The organism is Pseudomonas sp. FP2196 (assembly GCF_030687715.1).
GTDB lineage: Bacteria > Pseudomonadota > Gammaproteobacteria > Pseudomonadales > Pseudomonadaceae > Aquipseudomonas.
In genome coordinates, this window is the sequence record NZ_CP117445.1 from 6,093,219 (window position 1) to 6,111,932 (window position 18,714).

Genomic DNA, 18,714 nt, shown 5'->3' on the forward strand with positions numbered 1-18,714 from the left:
CCCACCTCAGGCGAACTCGCACATCACGCTGGCGTTGCCGTCGAGCGTGGCATGCACACGCTTGAGGCTTTCGCCGGTGGCCATCGCGTCGAGCAGACGATCCGCCACCAGCGGCAGTACGTGCTGATCAAGCAGATGATCAATCAGGCGTGCGCCGCTTTCGCTTTGCGTGCAGCGCTCGGACAGGTGATCGACGAGGTTCTGGCACCAGCTGAAATCCAGCTGACGACGGTTGAGGCGCTCGCCGAGACGGCCGAGTTTGATTTCGATCAGCTCGCGCAATACCGGGCCGCCGACCGGGTAGTACGGCACCACTTTCATACGGGCCAGCAGCGCTGGTTTGAAGTGTTTGCTGAGTACCGGGCGAATGGTTTCTTCGAGCACTTCGGCCGTCGGCCGCGCGCCGTCTTCGCAGAGGTCGCTGATCTTGTCGCTACCGAGGTTCGAGGTCATCAGGATCAACGTGTTGCGGAAGTCGATCTCGCGACCTTCGCCGTCGTTGGCCACGCCTTTGTCGAAGATTTGATAGAACAGGTTGAGCACGTCCGGATCAGCCTTTTCGACCTCATCGAGCAGCACCACCGAGTACGGCTTCTGGCGCACGGCTTCGGTAAGCATGCCGCCCTCGCCGTAACCGACGTAGCCTGGCGGTGCACCGATCAGGCGCGAGACGGTGTGCTTCTCCTGGAACTCGGACATGTTGATGGTGGTGATGAAACGATCACCGCCGTACAGCAGATCGGCGAGTGCCAGTGCGGTTTCGGTCTTGCCGACGCCGCTCGGGCCAACCAGCAGGAACACGCCGACCGGTGCATCCGGCTTGTTCAGGCCGGCAGCGGTGGCGCGCATCGAGCGATCCAGTGCGTGTACGGCTTGTTCCTGACCACGGATACGCGTGCGCAGGTCGGTGGCGAAGCTGGCGACCTTGGCGTTGTGCTCACGGGCCAGTTGCGCCAGCGGCACGCCAGTCCAGGCGCTGATCACTTCAGCCACCAGACGCGGGCAGACTTCGAAGCTGACCAGACGTTCTTTGACCTGAGCAGCAGTCAGCTCGCTGTGGGTCTTGTTCAGCTCGGCTTCCAGCGCTTCGACGCTTTGGCCTTCCTCGACTTCGGCTGCAATCGTTTCGATCACGGTGCCTTCAGCGTCTTCTTCAACGTTGACGGTGGGCTCCACGGCGGCGGCTTCGCGGGCCTTGGCCAGTTGCTGACGCAGTTCCAGCAGGCGCTCGGCCAGTTGCTTCTGCTCAGTCCACAGGGTTTCCAGCGCGACCATTTCGTTTTCGGCTTCGTCCAGACGCGCTTCCAGTGCTTCCAGCGCTTCGTGGTCGATCAACAGACCGGCTTCGGCATCGCGGCGCAGGGCCTGACGCTGACGGCCCCCTTCAGCCAGTTCGCCACGCAGACGCTCAAGGCTTTCCGGGGCGGCGGCGAGGCTGATGCGCACGCGGGCGCACGCAGTGTCGAGGACGTCGACGGCTTTGTCCGGCAGTTGCCGACCAGCCAGATAACGCGCAGACAGTTCGGCAGCAGACACCACCGCGTCATCACGCAAGTAGATGCCGTGGCTCTTCTCGTAGACCTGAGCCAGACCACGAAGGATGGTCACTGCTTCGCTGACGGTCGGTTCGTGCAGTTGCACCGGTTGGAAACGACGGGCCAGCGCCGGGTCTTTCTCGAAGTATTTCTTGTACTCGGCCCAGGTGGTCGCGGCGATGGTGCGCAGTTCACCGCGAGCCAGTGCCGGTTTCAGCAGGTTGGCCGCGTCGGAACCACCGGCATTGCCGCCGGCGCCGATCAGGGTGTGGGCTTCGTCGATGAACAGAATGATCGGCTTCGGCGAGGCTTTGACCTCGTCGATCACGCCTTTGAGGCGACGCTCGAATTCACCTTTGACGCTGGCGCCAGCCTGCAACAGGCCCATGTCCAGCGACAGCAGCTCAACGCCTTTGAGCACTTGCGGCACTTCGCCGGCAGCAATGCGCGAGGCCAGGCCCTCGACGATGGCGGTTTTACCGACACCGGCCTCACCGACCACGATCGGGTTGTTTTTGCGGCGACGGGCGAGGATATCGACCATCTGACGGATCGCACCATCACGGCACAGCACCGGGTCGAGTTTGCCGTCACGGGCCTGTTGGGTCAGGTTGTGGGTGAAACGCTGCAACAGCGATTCGCCCTGCGCGGCCGGTTTGCCGTTGGCCGCCGGTTGCTCCTGTTGCGACAGGGCAAATTCTTTCAGGCGATCGATGTTCAGCTTGGCGAGCAGCGGCTGATAACGGCTGCCGGCATAACGCATCGGGTTACGCAGCAGGGCGAGGATCAGCGCGGCGTCTTCGACCTGGGTCTGGCCCAGTTCGAGGTTGGCCACCAGCAAGGCGTCTTGCAGCCATTGCACCAGTTCCGGGGCGAACACCGGGTTGCGCGAAGCGCTGTGTTCAACGCGCGATTGCAGCGCTGCACTCAGCTCACCGGCGTCGACGTCAGCATCTTGCAACGCGCGTGCGAGCAAGCCGTTTGGACGCTCCAGCAGGCCGAGCATCAAGTCTTCGACGAGGATCTTGCTGCCGCCACGGGCAACGCAACGCTCGGCCGAACGCTCCAGATCACGACGGGTTTCGGCGTCCAGCGCCTGGATGAGTTGTTGCAGGTCTACGTTGATCATGGCTCACGTCCTTAATGAATTTTGCTGCCCAGGGTCACCACGCCGTCCGCTTTCTCGCGGCCCAGCCAACTGGTCCAACCGAGGCGACAGGCGTTCTGCTCACCGATGCGCAGTTCGCGGATTTCTTCCTGGCGCAAGACCAGGCGAATGTCGTAATCGAGCGGGTCACGCAAGGTGAACCGCACCAGCGCGCAGAGCGGCTGGTAACCGAAGCCGATCGGCAGGAATTCATGGAATCGCTGCCAGTCGAGTTGGGTGATGTGAATGCGGAATTTGCCACTGCGGTCGCGCACGTGTTCGCCGAGCACCAGGTCTTCGCCGAGCATGCTATTGGCGCGCCCCAAACGATTGCGCTGCTCTTCGAGAATTTCCACGCGGCGCTCGATGCACTGCTCGATGACCAGGTCTTCGTGCTTGAAGTAGTAACGCAGCACGGCTTCGATCAGCGCCGCCGAGTGCGCCCGCAAGCTGAGCAGGCCGAGGTACGGCAGCAGGCGTTTCCAGTTGAGTTCCTTGGCCTTGCGGATCTCGTCGCCGCCCAGACCGATCAGTGCAAACAGCTGCGCCGAGAACGGGTCGATCGCGCCGCTCTGGAAACTGGCGCGGTAGCGGTACTTGCGCCAGATCGGCAGCATCAGCCGTTGCAGGCGATGGTGGAACAGGTCGAGGAAGTTGCGCGTCGGGTTGCCGTCTTCGCTGTCGCCCAGTGCCTGTTCGCCGTAGAACGCCGGCAGCGGTGAACCGGAGCCAACCAGCCCGATCAGGTTGAACCGCATGCGCGCGCGCATCTGCCCGTGCTCTTCGAAAAACTCCACGCGATCGACATCGCTGCGCGGGAATCCGAGGCTCGGGTTGGCCTGGAACTCGACGTGATCGTACAAATCGTCTTCGCTCAGGTGCGGGTGTGCCTCGCGCAGCCGGTCGATCACCAGCAGCACGGCCTGAAACAGCGAGTATTCGCGTATTACCCGGGTCAACCCGCTTAAAGCAGGGGTTGCAGACCCATACGTGGTGTCCATTGGTACACCTCTCCCTGTGTGCTTTTTACCCGCAGCTCATGGAATGAATTGAGACTGGCGTAAAGCGCGAAAAACTCGTTAAGAACCGAAGCGAAAACGAACAGGTCGCCTTCACCGATATACCCTTCCGGGTCGATGGTCAGTTCGGTGCGCAAACCGCGCACCGGCAGGCCACGGTGCAACCGATCGACGTGGTGGTGCTTGATGTGTTTGAGGCCGCCGAGCAGGCGCTTGCTGACCTTCTCCGCGTGCTGGTCGTAGTAGCGCGGCAGGTCGTAGGTTTCCAGAATCACCTTCAACGCATTGACGTCCGCCAGCGACAGATAGTTAAGCGACATGTTGCTGATCAGCTTCCACAGGAAGTCACGGTTCAGCGGCGGCGCGAAGCTTGAAGTGGCCGGGGTGATGTTGCGGAAACTCAGGAACTCCGGAGTCTCTTCGCAGGCCATGCAGATGTCGCCGAGCTTGAGCTTGCGCGGCAAATTCTGGTTGGTGCACATCAGCTCGATCGACAGGGTTTCGTGGGCTTCTGTGTGGCGAATGCCGAAGCTCAGGTAAGTGTCGAGGCCGTCGTGCAGCAAGGACGAACGCTGGCGAATGCTGTAATGCGGACGGCTGTTGGGCACGTCGAAACTCGGGTCGTGCTCGAAGGATTCGAACGGCACGTATTCCTGATAACCGAGGCCACCGGGCTTCCATCCCGTCACGGTTTCCACCGAGAACACGCCGCAGTTTTCCAGATCGTATTCCGCTGGCAGCAGCAGGTATTCGTCTTGCTTGCCGTCGAGGCGAATCGGCAATGCGTCGTGCGCGAACAGGTTGGCAATCGGCGTGCAGAACAGCTTCACGTTATCCAGGGTCGGGCGCATGCGCATGATGCCGCTCTTGCGGATATCAAAGCGCAACTCCAGACCGCGCATCTGCTTGAGGGTGTCTTCCGGCAGTGCCTTGAGGATGTCCAGACCGTTGACGTCGACGAACAGGAACTTGTCCTGAAAGGCGAAGTATTCCTGCAGGTAGCGATAACCACGGAAGGTGTTCAGCGGATACGGAATCAACGCTTCTTCTTCGGCAAAGCCCACCGGTTTGACCCGGTCACCGGGAATTTTGAACGCCATCGGTTTGCCGCTGACGCCATCAATCGGCTTGCCGGCGCCGTCGAGCGGGATCAGTTCTATGCCTTCGAGGTTGCGCAGCAGGCTCAGGTAAAGCATCTGACTGATGTAGCGCTCACCGGCAAAGTGCAGCCGCAGTTTGCTCAGCTCCAACTCGCCGAGATGGCCGTCGGCGCTCATTTCCAGACGCAGGCTGAGCAACGAACCGTCGCCCTTCACCGAGTAGTTCAGCGCGGCCAGATCCAGCGGCAACACCTCGGTCGGGTAGCAGGTGCGGAAGCGGCAGCGCACGTCTTCGATCGGCTTGCTTTCCACCGGCGTATCGCGCTCGACCACCAGCGCCGGGCCCGAACGCTTGAGCGGATCGAACTGCAAAATGCTGAACGCCGGCAGCGGGCGCATGTAGTTCGGCCACAGCAATTGCATCAGGGAATGACTGAGCTCCGGCAGTTCGTCATCGAGCTTCTGCCGCAGACGCCCGGTGAGAAACGCAAAGCCTTCGAGCAACCGCTCCACATCCGGATCCCGCCCGGCCTGCCCCAGATACGGCGCCAACGCCGGACTACGCTCGGCGAAACGGCGACCGAGTTGGCGCAGTGCGGTGAGTTCGCTTTGGTAGTAGTGGTTAAAGGACACGGGTTACCTGCCTGGTAGTGGAACGCATCAAAAAAATATCCTGTAGAGCGCGACTGTCAGTCCGGACACTACGTAGCCGAAGATGAGCAAGGTCGGAACATATGCCAGCCACTCGATCATCATCGCGCCCTTCATGGGCTGACCGCTGAGTCCTCCCGCTAACCGAAAGAGCATCCAGTTAACGGCGTAAAAAAGCATGAACACCAGCGGCCCAAGCCAAATTCGATTAAGCACCCGCTGCTCAGGCTTATCCCGCATGAGCCGCATTTCCAGAATTGCAAAAGCGATGTATGCCGGAACTCCAAAAATCATTCCTAAGGTTTCAAAATTCAGAGCAACGGAAGGCGGTTCATTCAATTGATCAATCAGCACAATGAGCGAGAGAACAACCAGCGGAAACCATAGGGCAGCCACGAGTAATCGACGACCTCCTGAGCTCAAATATTGAACATTGAGACTCTTCCATTCCCCGTACATATTTATTCCTCACCGCCGTCTAACGGTGCGCATGCTGTAATATTCCAGCCTTCATAGCCTGATGAAGTTGGGTAGATTGCATGACCATTGATCCACTGTGAGCGTTCATCTGTTGTGAACTCACTTTGCCAGAGTAGCCACTCAGATGACCTTAGCAATTCACCTTTTTTGTTATACACCCGAAAAAAAGCTTCACTTGTAAAAAGCTTTACCACTTTCCCAGCAACACCAAAACTCGAATACCTGGGGATATATGAATTTATATAGCAAGTTTTTGATTCATTCCATTTTGTCGAATAAACCTCTGCCGCTGCGGCAGCACCCAGCTTTATATACAGCCAAACAAAAATGGGTGCTCCCACCAAAAATAAAAATAAAAACAGTTTCGAAGGCGCCTTCATAATCACTTCGACCCTGAGCGAGAAAGATACTCATCAAAATCGATTGGCCCAAGGTGAATGATAAATGAGACATCATATAATTTAACGGCCGTATAGATCATGAAATCGCCACCCTTGCCGTGCAACTTGCGATACTCATTAAACTTTCCATTCGTCACTTTATGATATTCCACCCCACCTTTTTCGATCAGCTTTGGTTCGGTGACGTAATCAATTGGTCCAGGCCTGATGACGCCCTCCTCCGACCAGTAGCCCAGCAGTTGATCATCCCCTGCATTGAGAAAATCGTATGTATCTCGGACATAAAGCCCGATCTGCTCAATCTCTATTGCCGGAAAGCCATTATCATTTGAAATAGTCCGTAACTTGGTAGCTGCAACCTTAACAACAAAAGTTCCTAGCGCACCGTATACATCGTCCAGAGCATCGGTAGCTTTCTCCCAGTCTGTGGCCCCGAACCGAATCAAGTTAAACTGAGATATCTCTTCGAGTTCCAACGCTGTTTTATCGCTATAGTCCAGATAAGCACTTTTCAATTTTTTTGCTTTAGCATCCAGCAACCCGAGTCGTTGAAGGCGAGTCATTAATACGACCAGACCTCTGGAGAGCTCGTCCAGAGAACCCTTTAATCTACCAACGCTATTGTTAAATTCGGACGATGATGAAAGCGCCGCGACGAACTCATCAATTTTTGGCTTTACTCGTTTCGATCCTGAAAACAGCCAATCAAACGGTATATCTGTAAGGAGCTTTTCCGCACTCAATGTGCTCGCTGCAAGATCGCCCTGCTTGACAGACTTTGACAATTCATAAGGTTCGCCAGCAAACCATTTCCGCATAACACGAGCAGATACCGTCCACCCCAACTTATCCATAACCCGTGGAATTGAAGAAATCTGAAAGTCCTTGACCTGAACACTTTGACCTTCTTTATTTTCAGCGGGCGTCAGTGCAGTTTTAATAGGAGCTGGCATAAAAATCAGTCTCAGGAAATGGCTATCGAGTCTTGAGAATCCAAAAACAAAGTGACCCCTTCAGCGATGGAAGAGCCGACCACTGAGGTTTTGCCTTCACTGTCCGTTACACCCGTAACCTCTTTTCCTGAGTCAGTACGGATGGTGTATCCACGATTAGCTACCGGTGCGCCTGTCTCGGGATCAGTAACAACGAAGTGCTCCGTAAACGGCCACTTAATCTCCACTGGCAACGGCGGCACAAACGGCGCCGGCGAGTGCGAGTTACCGATAATTACCGTCGATGACCCTGCCGTAACCTTATTCCCATGCGTGCCTTCAGAATCGACGGTGACAGCAGACTTGCCGTTGATTTTCACCGTCGTGGCCAAACCACCAACCATCGCACCACCACACGCGGAGGCATCGCCTTGGCGGGCGGCCGCGAGGCCGTCGAAGAACACGTCGCCAGAACCGGCGGCGATCGGGTTGGTGCCGTGACCGGGGAGCGGGCAAGCGGTGGGGTCGGATACACGTGCTGCAGGTTTGCCAGACATCGGGGTTCTCCTTAGTTGACCTTCACTTGTCCGCTGCCATCCAGGCGCGCGGAAAAACTGACCTGACGCTTGAAACCTTCAACTTCCAGCAGGCCTTCGATACTGAAGGCCAGGCGCAGTTGATCGTGGTCACGCGGCAGGGAAATGACACGCACATTGCTCAGGCGTGGCTCGTAGGCTTCGATGAAGTTTTCGATGGCCAGCCGGGCCTGACTCAGGGAGTCGTGCAGGCTCAGACGCATGTCATTGAGATCGGGCAACCCGTAGTCGGACAGCGTTTGCACGCTGCCGGCCCGGGTGCTGAGCATTTTGGCCAGATGGGCAGCCACAGACGCCATGGCCGAAGCTTCGAGGCTCCTGCCCTTGCGCTGTTCCGCGTCGCCATTGAGGCGTTCGAAAAGACTGCCGTATCCGTCCATGAGTCGCTCTTACTCTTTGTCCAGCTTGCCAACCAGCGACAGGGTGAAATCGGCACCCATGTACTTGAAGTGCGGACGCACGTTCAAGCTCACGCGGTACCAGCCCGGCTCGCCTTCAACGTCGCTGACGATCACTTGCGCAGCGCGCAGCGGACGACGGCCACGGACTTCGGCGCTCGGGTTTTCCTGGTCGGCCACGTACTGACGGATCCACTTGTTGAGTTCCAGCTCGAGGTCGGTACGTTCTTTCCACGAACCGAGTTGCTCGCGCTGCAGCACTTTCAAGTAGTGAGCCAGGCGGTTGACGATCATCATGTACGGCAGTTGGGTGCCGAGCTTGTAGTTCAGCTCTGCAGCCTTGCCTTCTGCGCTGATGCCGAAGAACTTCGGCTTCTGCACCGAGCTGGCGGAGAAGAACGCCGCGTTGTCGGAGCCTTTACGCATGGTCAGGGAGATGAAGCCTTCCTCGGCCAGTTCGTATTCACGACGGTCGGAAACCAATACTTCGGTAGGAATCTTGGTTTCGATTTCGCCCATGCTTTCGAAGTGGTGCAGAGGCAGATCTTCAACCGCGCCGCCGCTCTGTGGGCCGATGATGTTCGGGCACCAGCGGAATTTGGCGAAGCTGTCGGTCAGCTTGGTGCCGAACGCGTAAGCGGTGTTGCCCCACAGGTAGTGCTCGTGGCTGTTGGCAACGGTTTCCTTGTACACGAACGATTTGACCGGGTTTTCTTCCGGATCGTACGGGTTACGCAGCAGGAAACGCGGCACGGTCAGGCCAACGTAGCGGGAGTCTTCCGAGGTACGGAAGCTCTGCCATTTGGCGAATTGCGGGCCTTCGAAGTGGTCTTTCAGATCTTTCAGATCCGGCAGGCCGGTGAAGCTTTCCAGACCGAAGAATTTCGGGCCGGCCGCAGCGATGAACGGCGCGTGGGACATGCACGAAACGCTGGCGACGTACTGCATCAGCTTCACGTCTGGCGAGCTTGGCGACATGTAGTAGTTGGCGATGATCGCGCCAACCGGCTGACCACCGAACTGGCCGTATTCAGCGGTGTAGATGTGCTTGTACAGGCCCGACTGCATGACTTCCGGCGAATCTTCGAAATCGTCCAGCAGGTCTTCTTTCGAGACGTTGAGGATTTCGATCTTGATGTTTTCGCGGAAGTTGGTGCGGTCGACCAGCAGTTGCAGCCCACGCCACGACGATTCCAGAGCCTGGAAGTCAGGGTGGTGCAGGATTTCGTCCATCTGACGGCTGAGCTTGGCATCGATCTCGGCGATCATGCGGTCAACCATGGCCTTCTTGACCGGCTCACCGTTGTTCTGCGGCTTGAGCAGTTCTTCGATGAACGCCGACACGCCACGCTTGGCGATGTCGTAGGCTTCGTCGTCCGGCGTCAGACGGGTTTCGGCGATGATGCTGTCGAGAATGCTGTACTCGCCGCTGGCGGCGCCTTTCTCTTGTGCTGCGCTAGTGCTCATTGTGTTGGCTTCCTTGGCTGCTGGGTTCAGGCGTCGGTGGCTGCGGCGTTCAGGCCCAGCTCACCGAGTACGCGACCGCGGGATTCGTCGTCGGCGAGCACGCCTTCGATGGCTTTACGGAAAGCAGGGGCGTTACCCAGCGGGCCTTTGAGGGCCACCAGCGCGTCACGCAGTTCCATCAGCTTTTTCAGCTCAGGCACTTGCTCGACCAGGCTGGCCGGGTTGAAGTCCTTCATCGAATTGACGCGCAGTTGCACGCCCAACTCTTCAGTGCTGCCTTCTTCCTGCAGACGGTTCGGCACGTTCATCGTCAGGCTAAGCTCTTGCTTGGCCAGTACTTCGTCGAAGGTCATCTTGTCGATGCTGATCGGCTTGCGATCTTCGATCTTGCGCTCGTCCTTGCGGTGGGTGTAGTCACCGATTGCCAGCAGTTTCAGCGGCAGTTCAATCTCTTCCTGAGCACCGCCGGTGGCGGGTTTGAAGGTGACGTTGATGCGTTCCTTGGGGGCTACCGAGCCTTCTTTGGCCATGGCTTTTCTCCTTGCGGTTGTGGCCCTGGGGCCTATTCGAGTACCACTTCGAGGTCGAGGTGGCACAGCCTGCGATAAATCTCTTCCTTGCGTTCACGCACTGCATGGTTCTGCGGCAACAACTCGCAGCAACTGTGCAGCAGGTGCAGCACTTCCAATGCAAGATCGGGCTCCCAGGCGTGCAGGCCTGAGTCCTGTAATGTCTGATCGAGTGTTTCGAGCTGGTTCTTGGCCAGTTCGTATTTCTTGGCCATGAAGCACAGGCGGGCGAGCGCGAACTGCCAGAAAAAGCGCTCGCGTCCACCGTGGGCCGACTGCAGGCCTTGCTTGAGGATCTGCACGGCAGGCTTCAAGCCTTCCTTGCGCAGCAGTGGCAAGACTTCTTCGAGGGCTTTTTCCCAGGCTGGCTGCGTTTGAATGTCTTCGGTTTCGACCTTGCGGGGCGCGCTGGCGCTTTGCAGGTGCGGCATGACATTGCCGGCGATCCACGCCCGGGTGGACGGATCGGCGAACGGCGCGCCGTCATGGAAACGACATTCGATGATGCCGGGCAGGCGCTGAACCAAAAGCGCGAAGTGGATTTCCACTTCGCGCATTGCCAACTCGGCGTTGAGGTTCTGGAGACACTCCCAGACCATTCGCTGGCCATCGAACCAGAACGGCGCCTTCGCCAGGCTCGCCTCCAGTTCCACCAGCAGATCCGCGTATTTGCCCTGATCGAAGCGATCCTGATATTGCTTGAGCTTGTCGACCGGCAGGCCGCGCAGCACCGTGATCTGCTCGGCATTGCGTTCGGGCACCGCGTCGATGGTCATCCACAGCAGCGTGCGATTCAGGCGCAGGGCGCGCAGGTCGGTGGCTTTCTGCTTGAGCCACCAGGCACACAGCGGCCGCGCGCTTTCCTGCTGGGCGCGCAGTGCCTTGTGGGCGTCTTTTTCGTTGTCGATCGGTGCGCCGGGGGTGAGCAACTGGCTCGCGGCCTGCTTGACCTGCGCCACCGCCGCGCCTACCACACCGGGTGCCGGCTGGTTGTCGGAAGCGCGCTGGATCATGGTTTTCAGGCGACGGGAGAGCGGCAGCAAGAGCGGCGCGTCATCACCCAGATGTTCGGTGCAGGCCGCGTCGAGGCCCGCCAGATGCTCGGAGAGCTGCCGGAACATCGGCAACTGCTCTTTGATCGCGATGTTTTCGGTGATGACCTGCTCAAGACGCGGCACCAGCCAGCCAATGGCGGCGGCACGGGTACGGGGCTTGAGCGGGTGAACGTCGGCCCAGTTGTTTTCCGACAGATGGTGCAGTAATCCAAGACCGGCCAGCAGCCCGGGGAAGGATTCACGCTGGTACAGCGACCAGGTCAGCCAGGCGCCGACACGCAAATCCTTGGATTGGGTACGCAGGAGGTTTTCGCTGTTTTCGCGAATTTTCAGCCAGTCGATCTGCCCGCTTTCGTGCATCGACGAGGCTTTGGCCAGCTCGCTTTCCAGCGCCTCGAATTCGCTCGAAAAACGAACGTCTTCGCCCGCAAAATTCTCTTTGGAAACAGAGACTTTAGCGAGTTCGAGGTAATGGGCGGAAAGTTTGCTTGAGTAGGACATCCATGGCCTTTGGTTTGGATAACGTCATGCGCCTATTGGAAGTAAAGCGGCGCGGGACAGTATCGAAGAGCGTTGAAGCGGCTCATCCAATTGAGTTGTGCTCTTACAAGTGGGCGCATCGTAATCACTATGATGGCCACTAGCAAGCATCTGATTAAACAACAAGATGAAGTGTTCTTTATTTGTTGTAGGAGGTTTCCCTATATTTAGTCAGGGAATCCCCGATACCTTCTTTATATCCACGCACGCGTAGAGACAACCTGAAAACCCCGATTTAGAGCGGTCGCTCCAATTCCCGCTCACCACGCAAAAAGACGCCTGAGTGGAAGAGCGCGAAGCATGACAAGTTTTGAAAAATCTGGCTGTAGGATGATTCCGAAAGATTTCGGCATTGTTTCAACAAAACGCAGATGGACAACGGACACTTAAAAAAGTGCCATCATTTTGATGGCTTTATATATAGAGCATCTCTTCATTATTTAGGCGAGTCGATAGCTATCAAATGCAACGAATACCCGATGCGTATTAACACCTGGACAAAAACCGTATCGCTGGATAAATCAATACGCATAAAAAATGGGCACCCGACCGCAATCGGTATGCCCATTTTTTCCTGCGGTTCTCCCCGTTATTCGAGGAGTTCGCCGCAATTACGGATTAACGCTGTCTTTCAACGATTTGCCTGGCTTGAACGCAACGGTGTTGCTGGCCTTGATTTTCACCGGCTCACCGGTTTGCGGGTTTTTGCCGGTACGGGCGCCGCGGTGGCGCTGCAGGAAGGTGCCGAAGCCCACCAGCGTGACGCTGTCCTTGCGGTGCAGAGCGCCGGTGATTTCTTCGAGAACGGCGTTGAGTACGCGGTTGGCCTGTTCTTTGGTCAGATCTGCTTTTTCAGCGATTGCGGCGGCGAGTTCTGGTTTACGCATTAGTGAAGCCCCTTTGACGGTTTTTTGTTGTTATGTCCGTGCTGTTCTCGTTGGAACAGCGCCCAAGGCGCCGCAGGCTCTACTCTGCGGCAGACGGGAGTGAGGATGGCACGCGGATACCGGCGGCGCCAGTCTCCCCGCGACCTTTGTAGGGGCAAAAGCGGGGTGATTCCGACAGAACGACCGGTATTTACGCCAGCAAGGCCGGAAGCTGTTTGTTCAGGGCAAGTTTTTCCATGACGGCCGCCCCAGTCAGGGCATATCCGAGCAACTGACCATCGACGCTGTGGCACAGCGCCTTGATGTCAGCGCCCTGCCCTTCAACAGTCCAGACGCCTTCGCTGCCCCGTGGCGGTGGAGAAACCACCAGCGGGCACACCGGGGTTTTAACAGTGATCGGCATCGGGCCGTAGCTCACCGCTGTCGGGTTCCCCGCCAACGTTTGGGCAAGCGCTCGCGCACAGCTCATGAGGGGCATTACGTACAGCAAATTCAGCCCGTCGACCTCGGCGCAATCGCCCAGGGCGTAGATATTGGCGTGGGAGGTCTTCAGATGGCGATCAACCACGACGCCGCGATTGACCTGCACGCCGGCAGCCGCTGCCAGATCGATGCGTGGGCGCAGACCGATGGCCGAGACCACCACGTCGCACGCAATGACCTGGCCGTCGGACAAATGCGCTTCCAGGCCATCAGCGACTTTTTGCAGACGGGTCAGCACCGGGCCGAGGTGGAAACGCGCACCGAGGCTTTCCAGCCCGCTCTGCACCGCGGCCGCAGCGGCGGGATGCAGCAACATCGGCATGACCTGCTCGCACGGCGCGACCAGTTGCACTTCGTAGCCGCCGAGGATCAAGTCATTGGCGAATTCACAACCGATCAGGCCGGCACCGAGCACCAGCACACGACGCTTGCCGGCCGCTGCGATGCGAAAGCGTGCGTAGTCTTCGAGATCGTTGATCGGGAACACCAGATCCGCGCCATCGCCTTCAATCGGTACGCGCACGGTTTCCGCGCCCCAGGCGAGGATCAGGTCGCGGTAGTACACCGTTTCTTCGCCGATCCACAGGCGTTTGTGGCCGGCGTCGATGCCGCTGACGCGCGTGTGGGTGCGCACTTCGGCCTTCAACTGCTCGGCCATGGCGCCCGGTTCGGCCATGCTCAGGCCATCGGCGTCCTTGTTCTTGCCGAAACCGGTGGAGAGCATCGGCTTGGAGTAAGAGCGACCGTCATCAGCGGTAATCAGCAGCAGCGGGGTTTCGCTATCGAGCTTGCGAAACTCCCGGGCCAGGTTATAGCCCGCAAGCCCGGTGCCGATGATTACGACAGGTGCGTTCATGCCTTACTCCTTGGGTTTACTCAGTTGATTTCGATCATTTCGAAGTCCATCTTGCCGACGCCGCAGTCCGGGCACAGCCAGTCTTCCGGCACGTCCTGCCACAGGGTGCCCGGTGCGATGCCGTCATCCGGCCAGCCGTCGGCTTCGTTATAGATCAGGCCGCAGACGATGCATTGCCACTTTTTCATTCAGGTACTTCCTCAGGTTTCAGGCTTTTGTCGGCGCGAACGGTCGATGGGTGGTGCTCTGCCATCCGGCTCAGCGCGTTTTGTACTGATGGTGCCGGGCAGATGCAAGCCTGTTCGGCGCAACGGCGTCCCGGATCAATCAATCTCGCGGCCCGCCATGGTAAGCTCGCCGCCTCATTTGCGGCCAATAATGACTCATTGTGCAACATTCAAATGCCTGCCCGGCCCCGCTCTGGCTGACTCAAAGCCGACTGACGCCCCTCCCCGATTCGTCGACCCTCGACTGGTTGTTCGACGAAGGTTCCCTGACTCGCCGCCTGACCCGTCTGTCCAACGATGGCTTCAGCGTCACGCCGCTGTTTGAAGGCTGGGACACGTTGCGCGCCGACGAATGCGCCGCGCTGGATCTGGCCGAAGGCAGCGAAGGTTGGGTGCGTGAAGTGTATTTACGTGGTCATGGCGAGGCCTGGGTGTTCGCCCGCAGCGTGGCCTCGCGCAGCGCCTTGCAGGGCGACGGTTTGCACATGGACGAACTGGGCAGCCGCTCGCTGGGTGAACTGCTGTTTTGCGATCATGCCTTCCAACGCCGTGCCATCGAAGTCTGTCATTACCCGGAACAATGGCTGCCGCAAGCTTCCCGCGCCCCTGAGCTGTGGGGCCGTCGCTCGCGTTTCGACCGTGGCGCACTGAGCGTGCTGGTTGCCGAAATCTTCCTGCCGAGCCTGTGGAGCGCCGTTCGCGCCCATCCGGAGAACTGCTGATGTATCAGAGCCTGCTCAAGTCCCTGAACCGCCTGAACCCGCGCGCCTGGGATTTCATTCAGTTGACCCGCATGGACAAGCCGATCGGCATTTACCTGCTGCTATGGCCGACCTTGTGGGCCTTGTGGATTGCCGGCAAAGGTTCGCCGTCGCTGGCCAACATCGTGATTTTTGTCCTCGGTGTGGTGCTGACCCGCGCCGGTGGCTGCGTGATCAATGACTGGGCCGATCGCAAGGTCGACGGCCACGTCAAACGCACCGCGCAACGGCCGCTGGCCAGCGGCAAGATCAGTTCGAAGGAAGCGTTGGTGTTCTTCGCGATTCTGATGGGCGTGAGTTTCCTGCTGGTGCTGTGCACCAACGCGCCGACGATCTGGCTGTCGTTGGGTGGCCTGGCGCTGGCGTTCACCTATCCGTTCATGAAGCGCTACACCTATTACCCGCAAGTGGTGCTGGGCGCAGCATTCTCTTGGGGCATGCCGATGGCGTTCACCGCCGAGACCGGCGAAGTGCCGGCGGCGGCGTGGTTGCTGTGGATCGCCAACCTGCTGTGGACGGTGGGTTACGACACCTATTACGCGATGACTGACCGCGATGACGACTTGAAGATCGGGGTGAAATCCACGGCGATTCTGTTCGGCGAGGCGGACAGGGTGATCATTTTGACCTTGCAGGCCCTGTCGTTGGGCTGCCTGTTGCTGGCGGGGTCGAAATTCGAGCTGGGGGTCTGGTTCCATCTCGGCCTGCTGGTGGCGGCCGGCTGCTATGCGTGGGAGTTCTGGTACACCCGCAGCAAGGACCGGATGCGTTGCTTTCAGGCGTTTTTGCACAACCACTGGGCCGGGCTGGCGATTTTTGTCGGGATTGTGCTGGATTACGCATTGCGCTGAACGCAGCCCTTGTAGGAGTAAGCCTGCTCGCGATGGCGTCGTGTCAGTCAGCAAATCTGTTGCCTGAAAGGCCGCTTTCGCGAGCAGGCTCGCTTCCACAGGGAATCTCCGTTATTTCTGCGACATATGCACGACGTGCCACATGTCTTTCATCATGTCGCCTTTCTTTTCTCCAGGTTTTTCATCCTTCACGAACGTGTACAGCGGCTTGCCGTCGTAGGCGTACTGCATCATGCCGTCATCGCGTTTGATGACACTCCATTTGCCTTCAGCCTTGGCGCCCGCCGGCGCCATCATCGGAGGCCAGTTCTTGGCGCAGTCGCCGTTGCACATCGACTTGCCGCCAGCGTCTTTGTCGAACGTATATACGGTCATGCCTTTGTGATCGACCATCATGCCGTCTTTCATCATTGCCGGATCGGCAGCCATCGCCAGACCGGGCAGAGCGAGGGCCGCGGCCATCAGCAAAGCTTTGAAGGAAGCAGTCATATGAGTCATGGAAACCTTCTTTTGTGGTTGTCAGGATTCGGACTTAAAGCTTAGTTCAGGATCCCGCCCACCGCCGGGCGACTAAAATACTGTCACACGACTGCAATAATTCCGTTATCTAATGCGGCGCAAGACAGTTAAATGACAAGAGGATTAAGGCATGGTTGGCAGGAGCATTCTGATCGTCGACGACGAAGCGCCCATTCGCGAAATGATCGCCGTTGCGTTGGAAATGGCCGGCTATGACTGCCTCGAGGCGGAGAACTCGCAGCAGGCGCACGCCATCATCGTCGACCGCAAACCGGACCTGATCCTGCTCGACTGGATGCTGCCCGGCACCTCCGGTATCGAGCTGGCCCGCCGCCTCAAGCGTGACGAGCTGACCGGTGATATCCCGATCATCATGCTCACCGCCAAAGGTGAAGAGGACAACAAGATCCAGGGTCTGGAAGTCGGCGCCGACGACTACATCACCAAACCGTTTTCACCGCGTGAGCTGGTTGCACGCCTCAAAGCCGTGCTGCGCCGCGCCGGCCCGACCGATGGCGAAGCGCCGATTGAAGTCGGCGGTCTGCTGCTCGATCCGATCAGCCACCGCGTGACCATCGACGGCAAGCCTGCCGAGATGGGCCCGACCGAATACCGTCTGCTGCAATTCTTCATGACCCACCAGGAACGCGCCTACACCCGCGGCCAGTTGCTGGATCAGGTCTGGGGTGGCAACGTCTACGTTGAAGAGCGCACCGTCGACGTTCACATCCGACGCCTGCGCAAGGCTCTCGGCGACGCCTACGAAAATCTGGTACAAACCGTGCGCGGCACTGGCTACCGGTTTTCCACCAAGGCCTGACCCGACCGCCAGACTCGCTGACAAGGATCGTATTTCCCGTGAATCAAAACTGGCATGGCACCCTGATTCGCCACATGCTGTTGCTGGTCACCGCCTGCCTGGTGATCGGCCTGATCACCGGCTATTACGGCTGGAGCCTCGCGGCGGGCCTGGGTATTTACCTGGCCTGGACGCTCAAGCAATTGCTGCGTCTGCATGAATGGCTGCGCCTGCATCAACCAGACGAAGCACCGCCCGACGGCTATGGCTTGTGGGGCGAAGTATTCGACAGCATCTACCATTTGCAACGCCGTGACCAACGGGTGCGCGGACGCTTGCAAGCAGTGATCGACAGAGTTCAGGAGTCCACCGCTGCGCTGAAAGACGCGGTGATCATGCTCGACAGCGACGGCAATCTGGAATGGTGGAACCGCGCTGCCGAAACCCTGCTCGGCCTCAAGACTCCACAGGACAGCGGCCAACCGGTGACCAACCTGGTGCGCCATCCGCGCTTCAAGGAATACTTCGAGCAGGAAAGCTACGCCGAGCCGCTGGAAATCCCTTCGCCGACCAATGATCGCGTGCGCATTCAGCTGTACCTCACGCGCTACGGCAACAATGAGCACCTGATGCTGGTGCGCGACGTCACGCGCATTCATCAGCTGGAACAGATGCGCAAAGACTTCATCGCCAACGTCTCCCACGAACTGCGCACGCCGCTGACCGTTATCTGCGGCTATCTGGAAACCCTGCTCGACAACGTCGAGGAAGTGAACCCGCGCTGGAGCCGCGCCTTGCAGCAAATGCAGCAACAGGGCGGACGCATGCAGACGCTGCTCAACGACCTCTTGCTGCTGGCGAAACTGGAAGCCACCGATTACCCGTCGGATAACCAGCCGGTGCAGGTCGACACGCTGCTGCAATCGATCAAGAGCGATGCGCAGCAGTTATCCGGAACGAAAAACCAGCGCATCACCCTTGAGGCCGACGCCAGCCTGTTGCTCAAGGGCAGCGAGGCGGAGCTGCGCAGTGCGTTCTCCAATCTGGTGTTCAATGCGGTGAAGTACACCCCTGCCGAGGGCAATATCCGCATTCGCTGGTGGGGTGACGCACATGGCGCGCACCTGAGCGTGCAGGATTCGGGGATCGGCATCGACAGCAAACACCTGCCGCGCCTGACCGAACGCTTCTACCGCGTCGACTCCAGCCGTAACTCCAACACCGGCGGCACCGGCCTGGGTCTGGCCATCGTCAAACACGTCTTGTTGCGACACCGCGCACGCATGGAGATCAGCAGCGTGCCCGGTCATGGCAGTACGTTCACCTGCCATTTCGTCCCGGCTCAGGTGGCTCAGGCACGGGCGATCAGCGCCGCCGAGTGATACCGGCCAGCACGCGCCACTAGGCAATCGCCCAGTCAGCCGCTACATTGGCGGACTTG

The 18,714-nt window shown here is 58.7% G+C and carries 19 protein-coding genes; 4 read left to right on the forward strand and 15 right to left on the reverse strand.

The window, feature by feature from the left end; genetic code table 11:
• Positions 1-6: 6 nt before the first annotated feature.
• The 14 genes from tssH to PSH79_RS27510 form a co-directional block, all read right to left on the reverse strand.
• A complete protein-coding gene (gene tssH, locus PSH79_RS27445; RefSeq protein WP_305440515.1) occupies positions 7-2,664 on the reverse strand; it encodes a type VI secretion system ATPase TssH in 2,658 nt (885 codons plus the stop codon).
• An 11-nt stretch (positions 2,665-2,675) separates the two neighbouring features.
• The gene (gene tssG / locus PSH79_RS27450; protein ID WP_305440516.1) at positions 2,676-3,683 is read right to left on the reverse strand and encodes a type VI secretion system baseplate subunit TssG; all 1,008 of its coding nucleotides are present in this window, start codon (positions 3,681-3,683) and stop codon (positions 2,676-2,678) included.
• Positions 3,647-5,434 (reverse strand): type VI secretion system baseplate subunit TssF, encoded by a 1,788-nt coding sequence (tssF, locus tag PSH79_RS27455; protein WP_187677136.1) that lies wholly within the window; start codon positions 5,432-5,434, stop codon positions 3,647-3,649. Before tssF ends, tssG begins: the two co-directional genes overlap by 37 nt.
• A 27-nt stretch (positions 5,435-5,461) precedes the next feature.
• Positions 5,462-5,848 carry a hypothetical protein gene (locus PSH79_RS27460; protein ID WP_305440518.1) on the reverse strand — a complete coding sequence of 129 codons (387 nt, stop codon included), beginning with the start codon at positions 5,846-5,848 and terminating at the stop codon, positions 5,462-5,464.
• 65 nt (positions 5,849-5,913) lie between these two features.
• Positions 5,914-6,312, reverse strand: coding sequence for a hypothetical protein (locus tag PSH79_RS27465; RefSeq protein WP_234451686.1), 399 nt, complete (start codon positions 6,310-6,312; stop codon positions 5,914-5,916).
• Positions 6,313-6,314: 2 nt separating this feature from the next.
• Positions 6,315-7,286, reverse strand: coding sequence for a DUF6402 family protein (locus PSH79_RS27470; protein ID WP_305440519.1), 972 nt, complete (start codon positions 7,284-7,286; stop codon positions 6,315-6,317).
• A gap of 11 nt (positions 7,287-7,297) precedes the next feature.
• A complete protein-coding gene (locus tag PSH79_RS27475) occupies positions 7,298-7,822 on the reverse strand; it encodes a PAAR domain-containing protein (RefSeq protein WP_305440520.1) in 525 nt (174 codons plus the stop codon).
• Between the two features lie 11 nt (positions 7,823-7,833).
• Positions 7,834-8,241, reverse strand: a complete 408-nt coding sequence (gene tssE, locus PSH79_RS27480; protein WP_095187879.1) for a type VI secretion system baseplate subunit TssE — start codon at positions 8,239-8,241, stop codon at positions 7,834-7,836.
• A gap of 9 nt (positions 8,242-8,250) precedes the next feature.
• Positions 8,251-9,726 (reverse strand): type VI secretion system contractile sheath large subunit, encoded by a 1,476-nt coding sequence (gene tssC / locus PSH79_RS27485; RefSeq protein WP_095187878.1) that lies wholly within the window; start codon positions 9,724-9,726, stop codon positions 8,251-8,253.
• A 26-nt stretch (positions 9,727-9,752) separates the two neighbouring features.
• Positions 9,753-10,256, reverse strand: coding sequence for a type VI secretion system contractile sheath small subunit (gene tssB / locus PSH79_RS27490; RefSeq protein WP_042561805.1), 504 nt, complete (start codon positions 10,254-10,256; stop codon positions 9,753-9,755).
• Between the two features lie 32 nt (positions 10,257-10,288).
• A complete protein-coding gene (gene tssA, locus PSH79_RS27495) occupies positions 10,289-11,851 on the reverse strand; it encodes a type VI secretion system protein TssA (RefSeq protein ID WP_305440521.1) in 1,563 nt (520 codons plus the stop codon).
• Between the two features lie 650 nt (positions 11,852-12,501).
• Positions 12,502-12,777, reverse strand: a complete 276-nt coding sequence (locus PSH79_RS27500; RefSeq protein ID WP_003213368.1) for an HU family DNA-binding protein — start codon at positions 12,775-12,777, stop codon at positions 12,502-12,504.
• Positions 12,778-12,967: 190 nt separating this feature from the next.
• Complete coding sequence (locus PSH79_RS27505) at positions 12,968-14,116, reverse strand: NAD(P)/FAD-dependent oxidoreductase (RefSeq protein WP_305440522.1); 1,149 nt, start codon at positions 14,114-14,116, stop codon at positions 12,968-12,970.
• Between the two features lie 20 nt (positions 14,117-14,136).
• The gene (locus PSH79_RS27510) at positions 14,137-14,304 is read right to left on the reverse strand and encodes a rubredoxin (protein WP_003437744.1); all 168 of its coding nucleotides are present in this window, start codon (positions 14,302-14,304) and stop codon (positions 14,137-14,139) included.
• A 200-nt stretch (positions 14,305-14,504) separates the two neighbouring features.
• Here PSH79_RS27510 and PSH79_RS27515 point away from each other — a divergent pair, with 200 nt between their 5' ends.
• Together PSH79_RS27515 and ubiA are read left to right on the forward strand one after the other, a co-directional pair.
• Positions 14,505-15,065: a chorismate lyase gene (locus tag PSH79_RS27515; RefSeq protein ID WP_305440524.1), complete on the forward strand. Its 561-nt coding sequence runs from the start codon at positions 14,505-14,507 to the stop codon at positions 15,063-15,065.
• Positions 15,065-15,955, forward strand: a complete 891-nt coding sequence (ubiA, locus tag PSH79_RS27520) for a 4-hydroxybenzoate octaprenyltransferase (protein WP_305440525.1) — start codon at positions 15,065-15,067, stop codon at positions 15,953-15,955. The genes PSH79_RS27515 and ubiA overlap by 1 nt, the downstream gene beginning before the upstream one ends.
• 111 nt (positions 15,956-16,066) lie before the next feature.
• On the opposite strand, the gene PSH79_RS27525 is transcribed toward ubiA, so the two are convergent.
• Positions 16,067-16,453, reverse strand: coding sequence for a hypothetical protein (locus PSH79_RS27525; protein WP_305440526.1), 387 nt, complete (start codon positions 16,451-16,453; stop codon positions 16,067-16,069).
• Between the two features lie 151 nt (positions 16,454-16,604).
• On the opposite strand from PSH79_RS27525, the gene phoB reads away from it, so the two are divergent.
• Both phoB and phoR read left to right on the forward strand, forming a co-directional pair.
• Complete coding sequence (gene phoB / locus PSH79_RS27530; protein WP_007896474.1) at positions 16,605-17,294, forward strand: phosphate regulon transcriptional regulator PhoB; 690 nt, start codon at positions 16,605-16,607, stop codon at positions 17,292-17,294.
• A 74-nt stretch (positions 17,295-17,368) separates the two neighbouring features.
• Positions 17,369-18,655, forward strand: coding sequence for a phosphate regulon sensor histidine kinase PhoR (phoR, locus tag PSH79_RS27535; RefSeq protein ID WP_370872682.1), 1,287 nt, complete (start codon positions 17,369-17,371; stop codon positions 18,653-18,655).
• Positions 18,656-18,714: the final 59 nt, after the last annotated feature.

Bases quoted from the DNA above. Each gene is read 5' to 3' on its own strand.
- PSH79_RS27500 (WP_003213368.1), bottom strand. From the start codon at position 12,777: ATGCGTAAACCAGAACTCGCCGCCGCAATCGCTGAAAAAGCAGATCTG.
- PSH79_RS27525 (WP_305440526.1), bottom strand. From the start codon at position 16,453: ATGACTCATATGACTGCTTCCTTCAAAGCTTTGCTGATGGCCGCGGCC.
- tssB (WP_042561805.1), bottom strand. From the start codon at position 10,256: ATGGCCAAAGAAGGCTCGGTAGCCCCCAAGGAACGCATCAACGTCACC.
- tssA (WP_305440521.1), bottom strand. From the start codon at position 11,851: ATGTCCTACTCAAGCAAACTTTCCGCCCATTACCTCGAACTCGCTAAA.
- PSH79_RS27475 (WP_305440520.1), bottom strand. From the start codon at position 7,822: ATGTCTGGCAAACCTGCAGCACGTGTATCCGACCCCACCGCTTGCCCG.
- phoR (WP_370872682.1), top strand. From the start codon at position 17,369: ATGCTGTTGCTGGTCACCGCCTGCCTGGTGATCGGCCTGATCACCGGC.
- phoB (WP_007896474.1), top strand. From the start codon at position 16,605: ATGGTTGGCAGGAGCATTCTGATCGTCGACGACGAAGCGCCCATTCGC.
- tssE (WP_095187879.1), bottom strand. From the start codon at position 8,241: ATGGACGGATACGGCAGTCTTTTCGAACGCCTCAATGGCGACGCGGAA.
- PSH79_RS27465 (WP_234451686.1), bottom strand. From the start codon at position 6,312: ATGAAGGCGCCTTCGAAACTGTTTTTATTTTTATTTTTGGTGGGAGCA.
- tssC (WP_095187878.1), bottom strand. From the start codon at position 9,726: ATGAGCACTAGCGCAGCACAAGAGAAAGGCGCCGCCAGCGGCGAGTAC.
- tssG (WP_305440516.1), bottom strand. From the start codon at position 3,683: ATGGACACCACGTATGGGTCTGCAACCCCTGCTTTAAGCGGGTTGACC.
- PSH79_RS27470 (WP_305440519.1), bottom strand. From the start codon at position 7,286: ATGCCAGCTCCTATTAAAACTGCACTGACGCCCGCTGAAAATAAAGAA.
- tssH (WP_305440515.1), bottom strand. From the start codon at position 2,664: ATGATCAACGTAGACCTGCAACAACTCATCCAGGCGCTGGACGCCGAA.
- PSH79_RS27510 (WP_003437744.1), bottom strand. From the start codon at position 14,304: ATGAAAAAGTGGCAATGCATCGTCTGCGGCCTGATCTATAACGAAGCC.
- PSH79_RS27505 (WP_305440522.1), bottom strand. From the start codon at position 14,116: ATGAACGCACCTGTCGTAATCATCGGCACCGGGCTTGCGGGCTATAAC.
- ubiA (WP_305440525.1), top strand. From the start codon at position 15,065: ATGTATCAGAGCCTGCTCAAGTCCCTGAACCGCCTGAACCCGCGCGCC.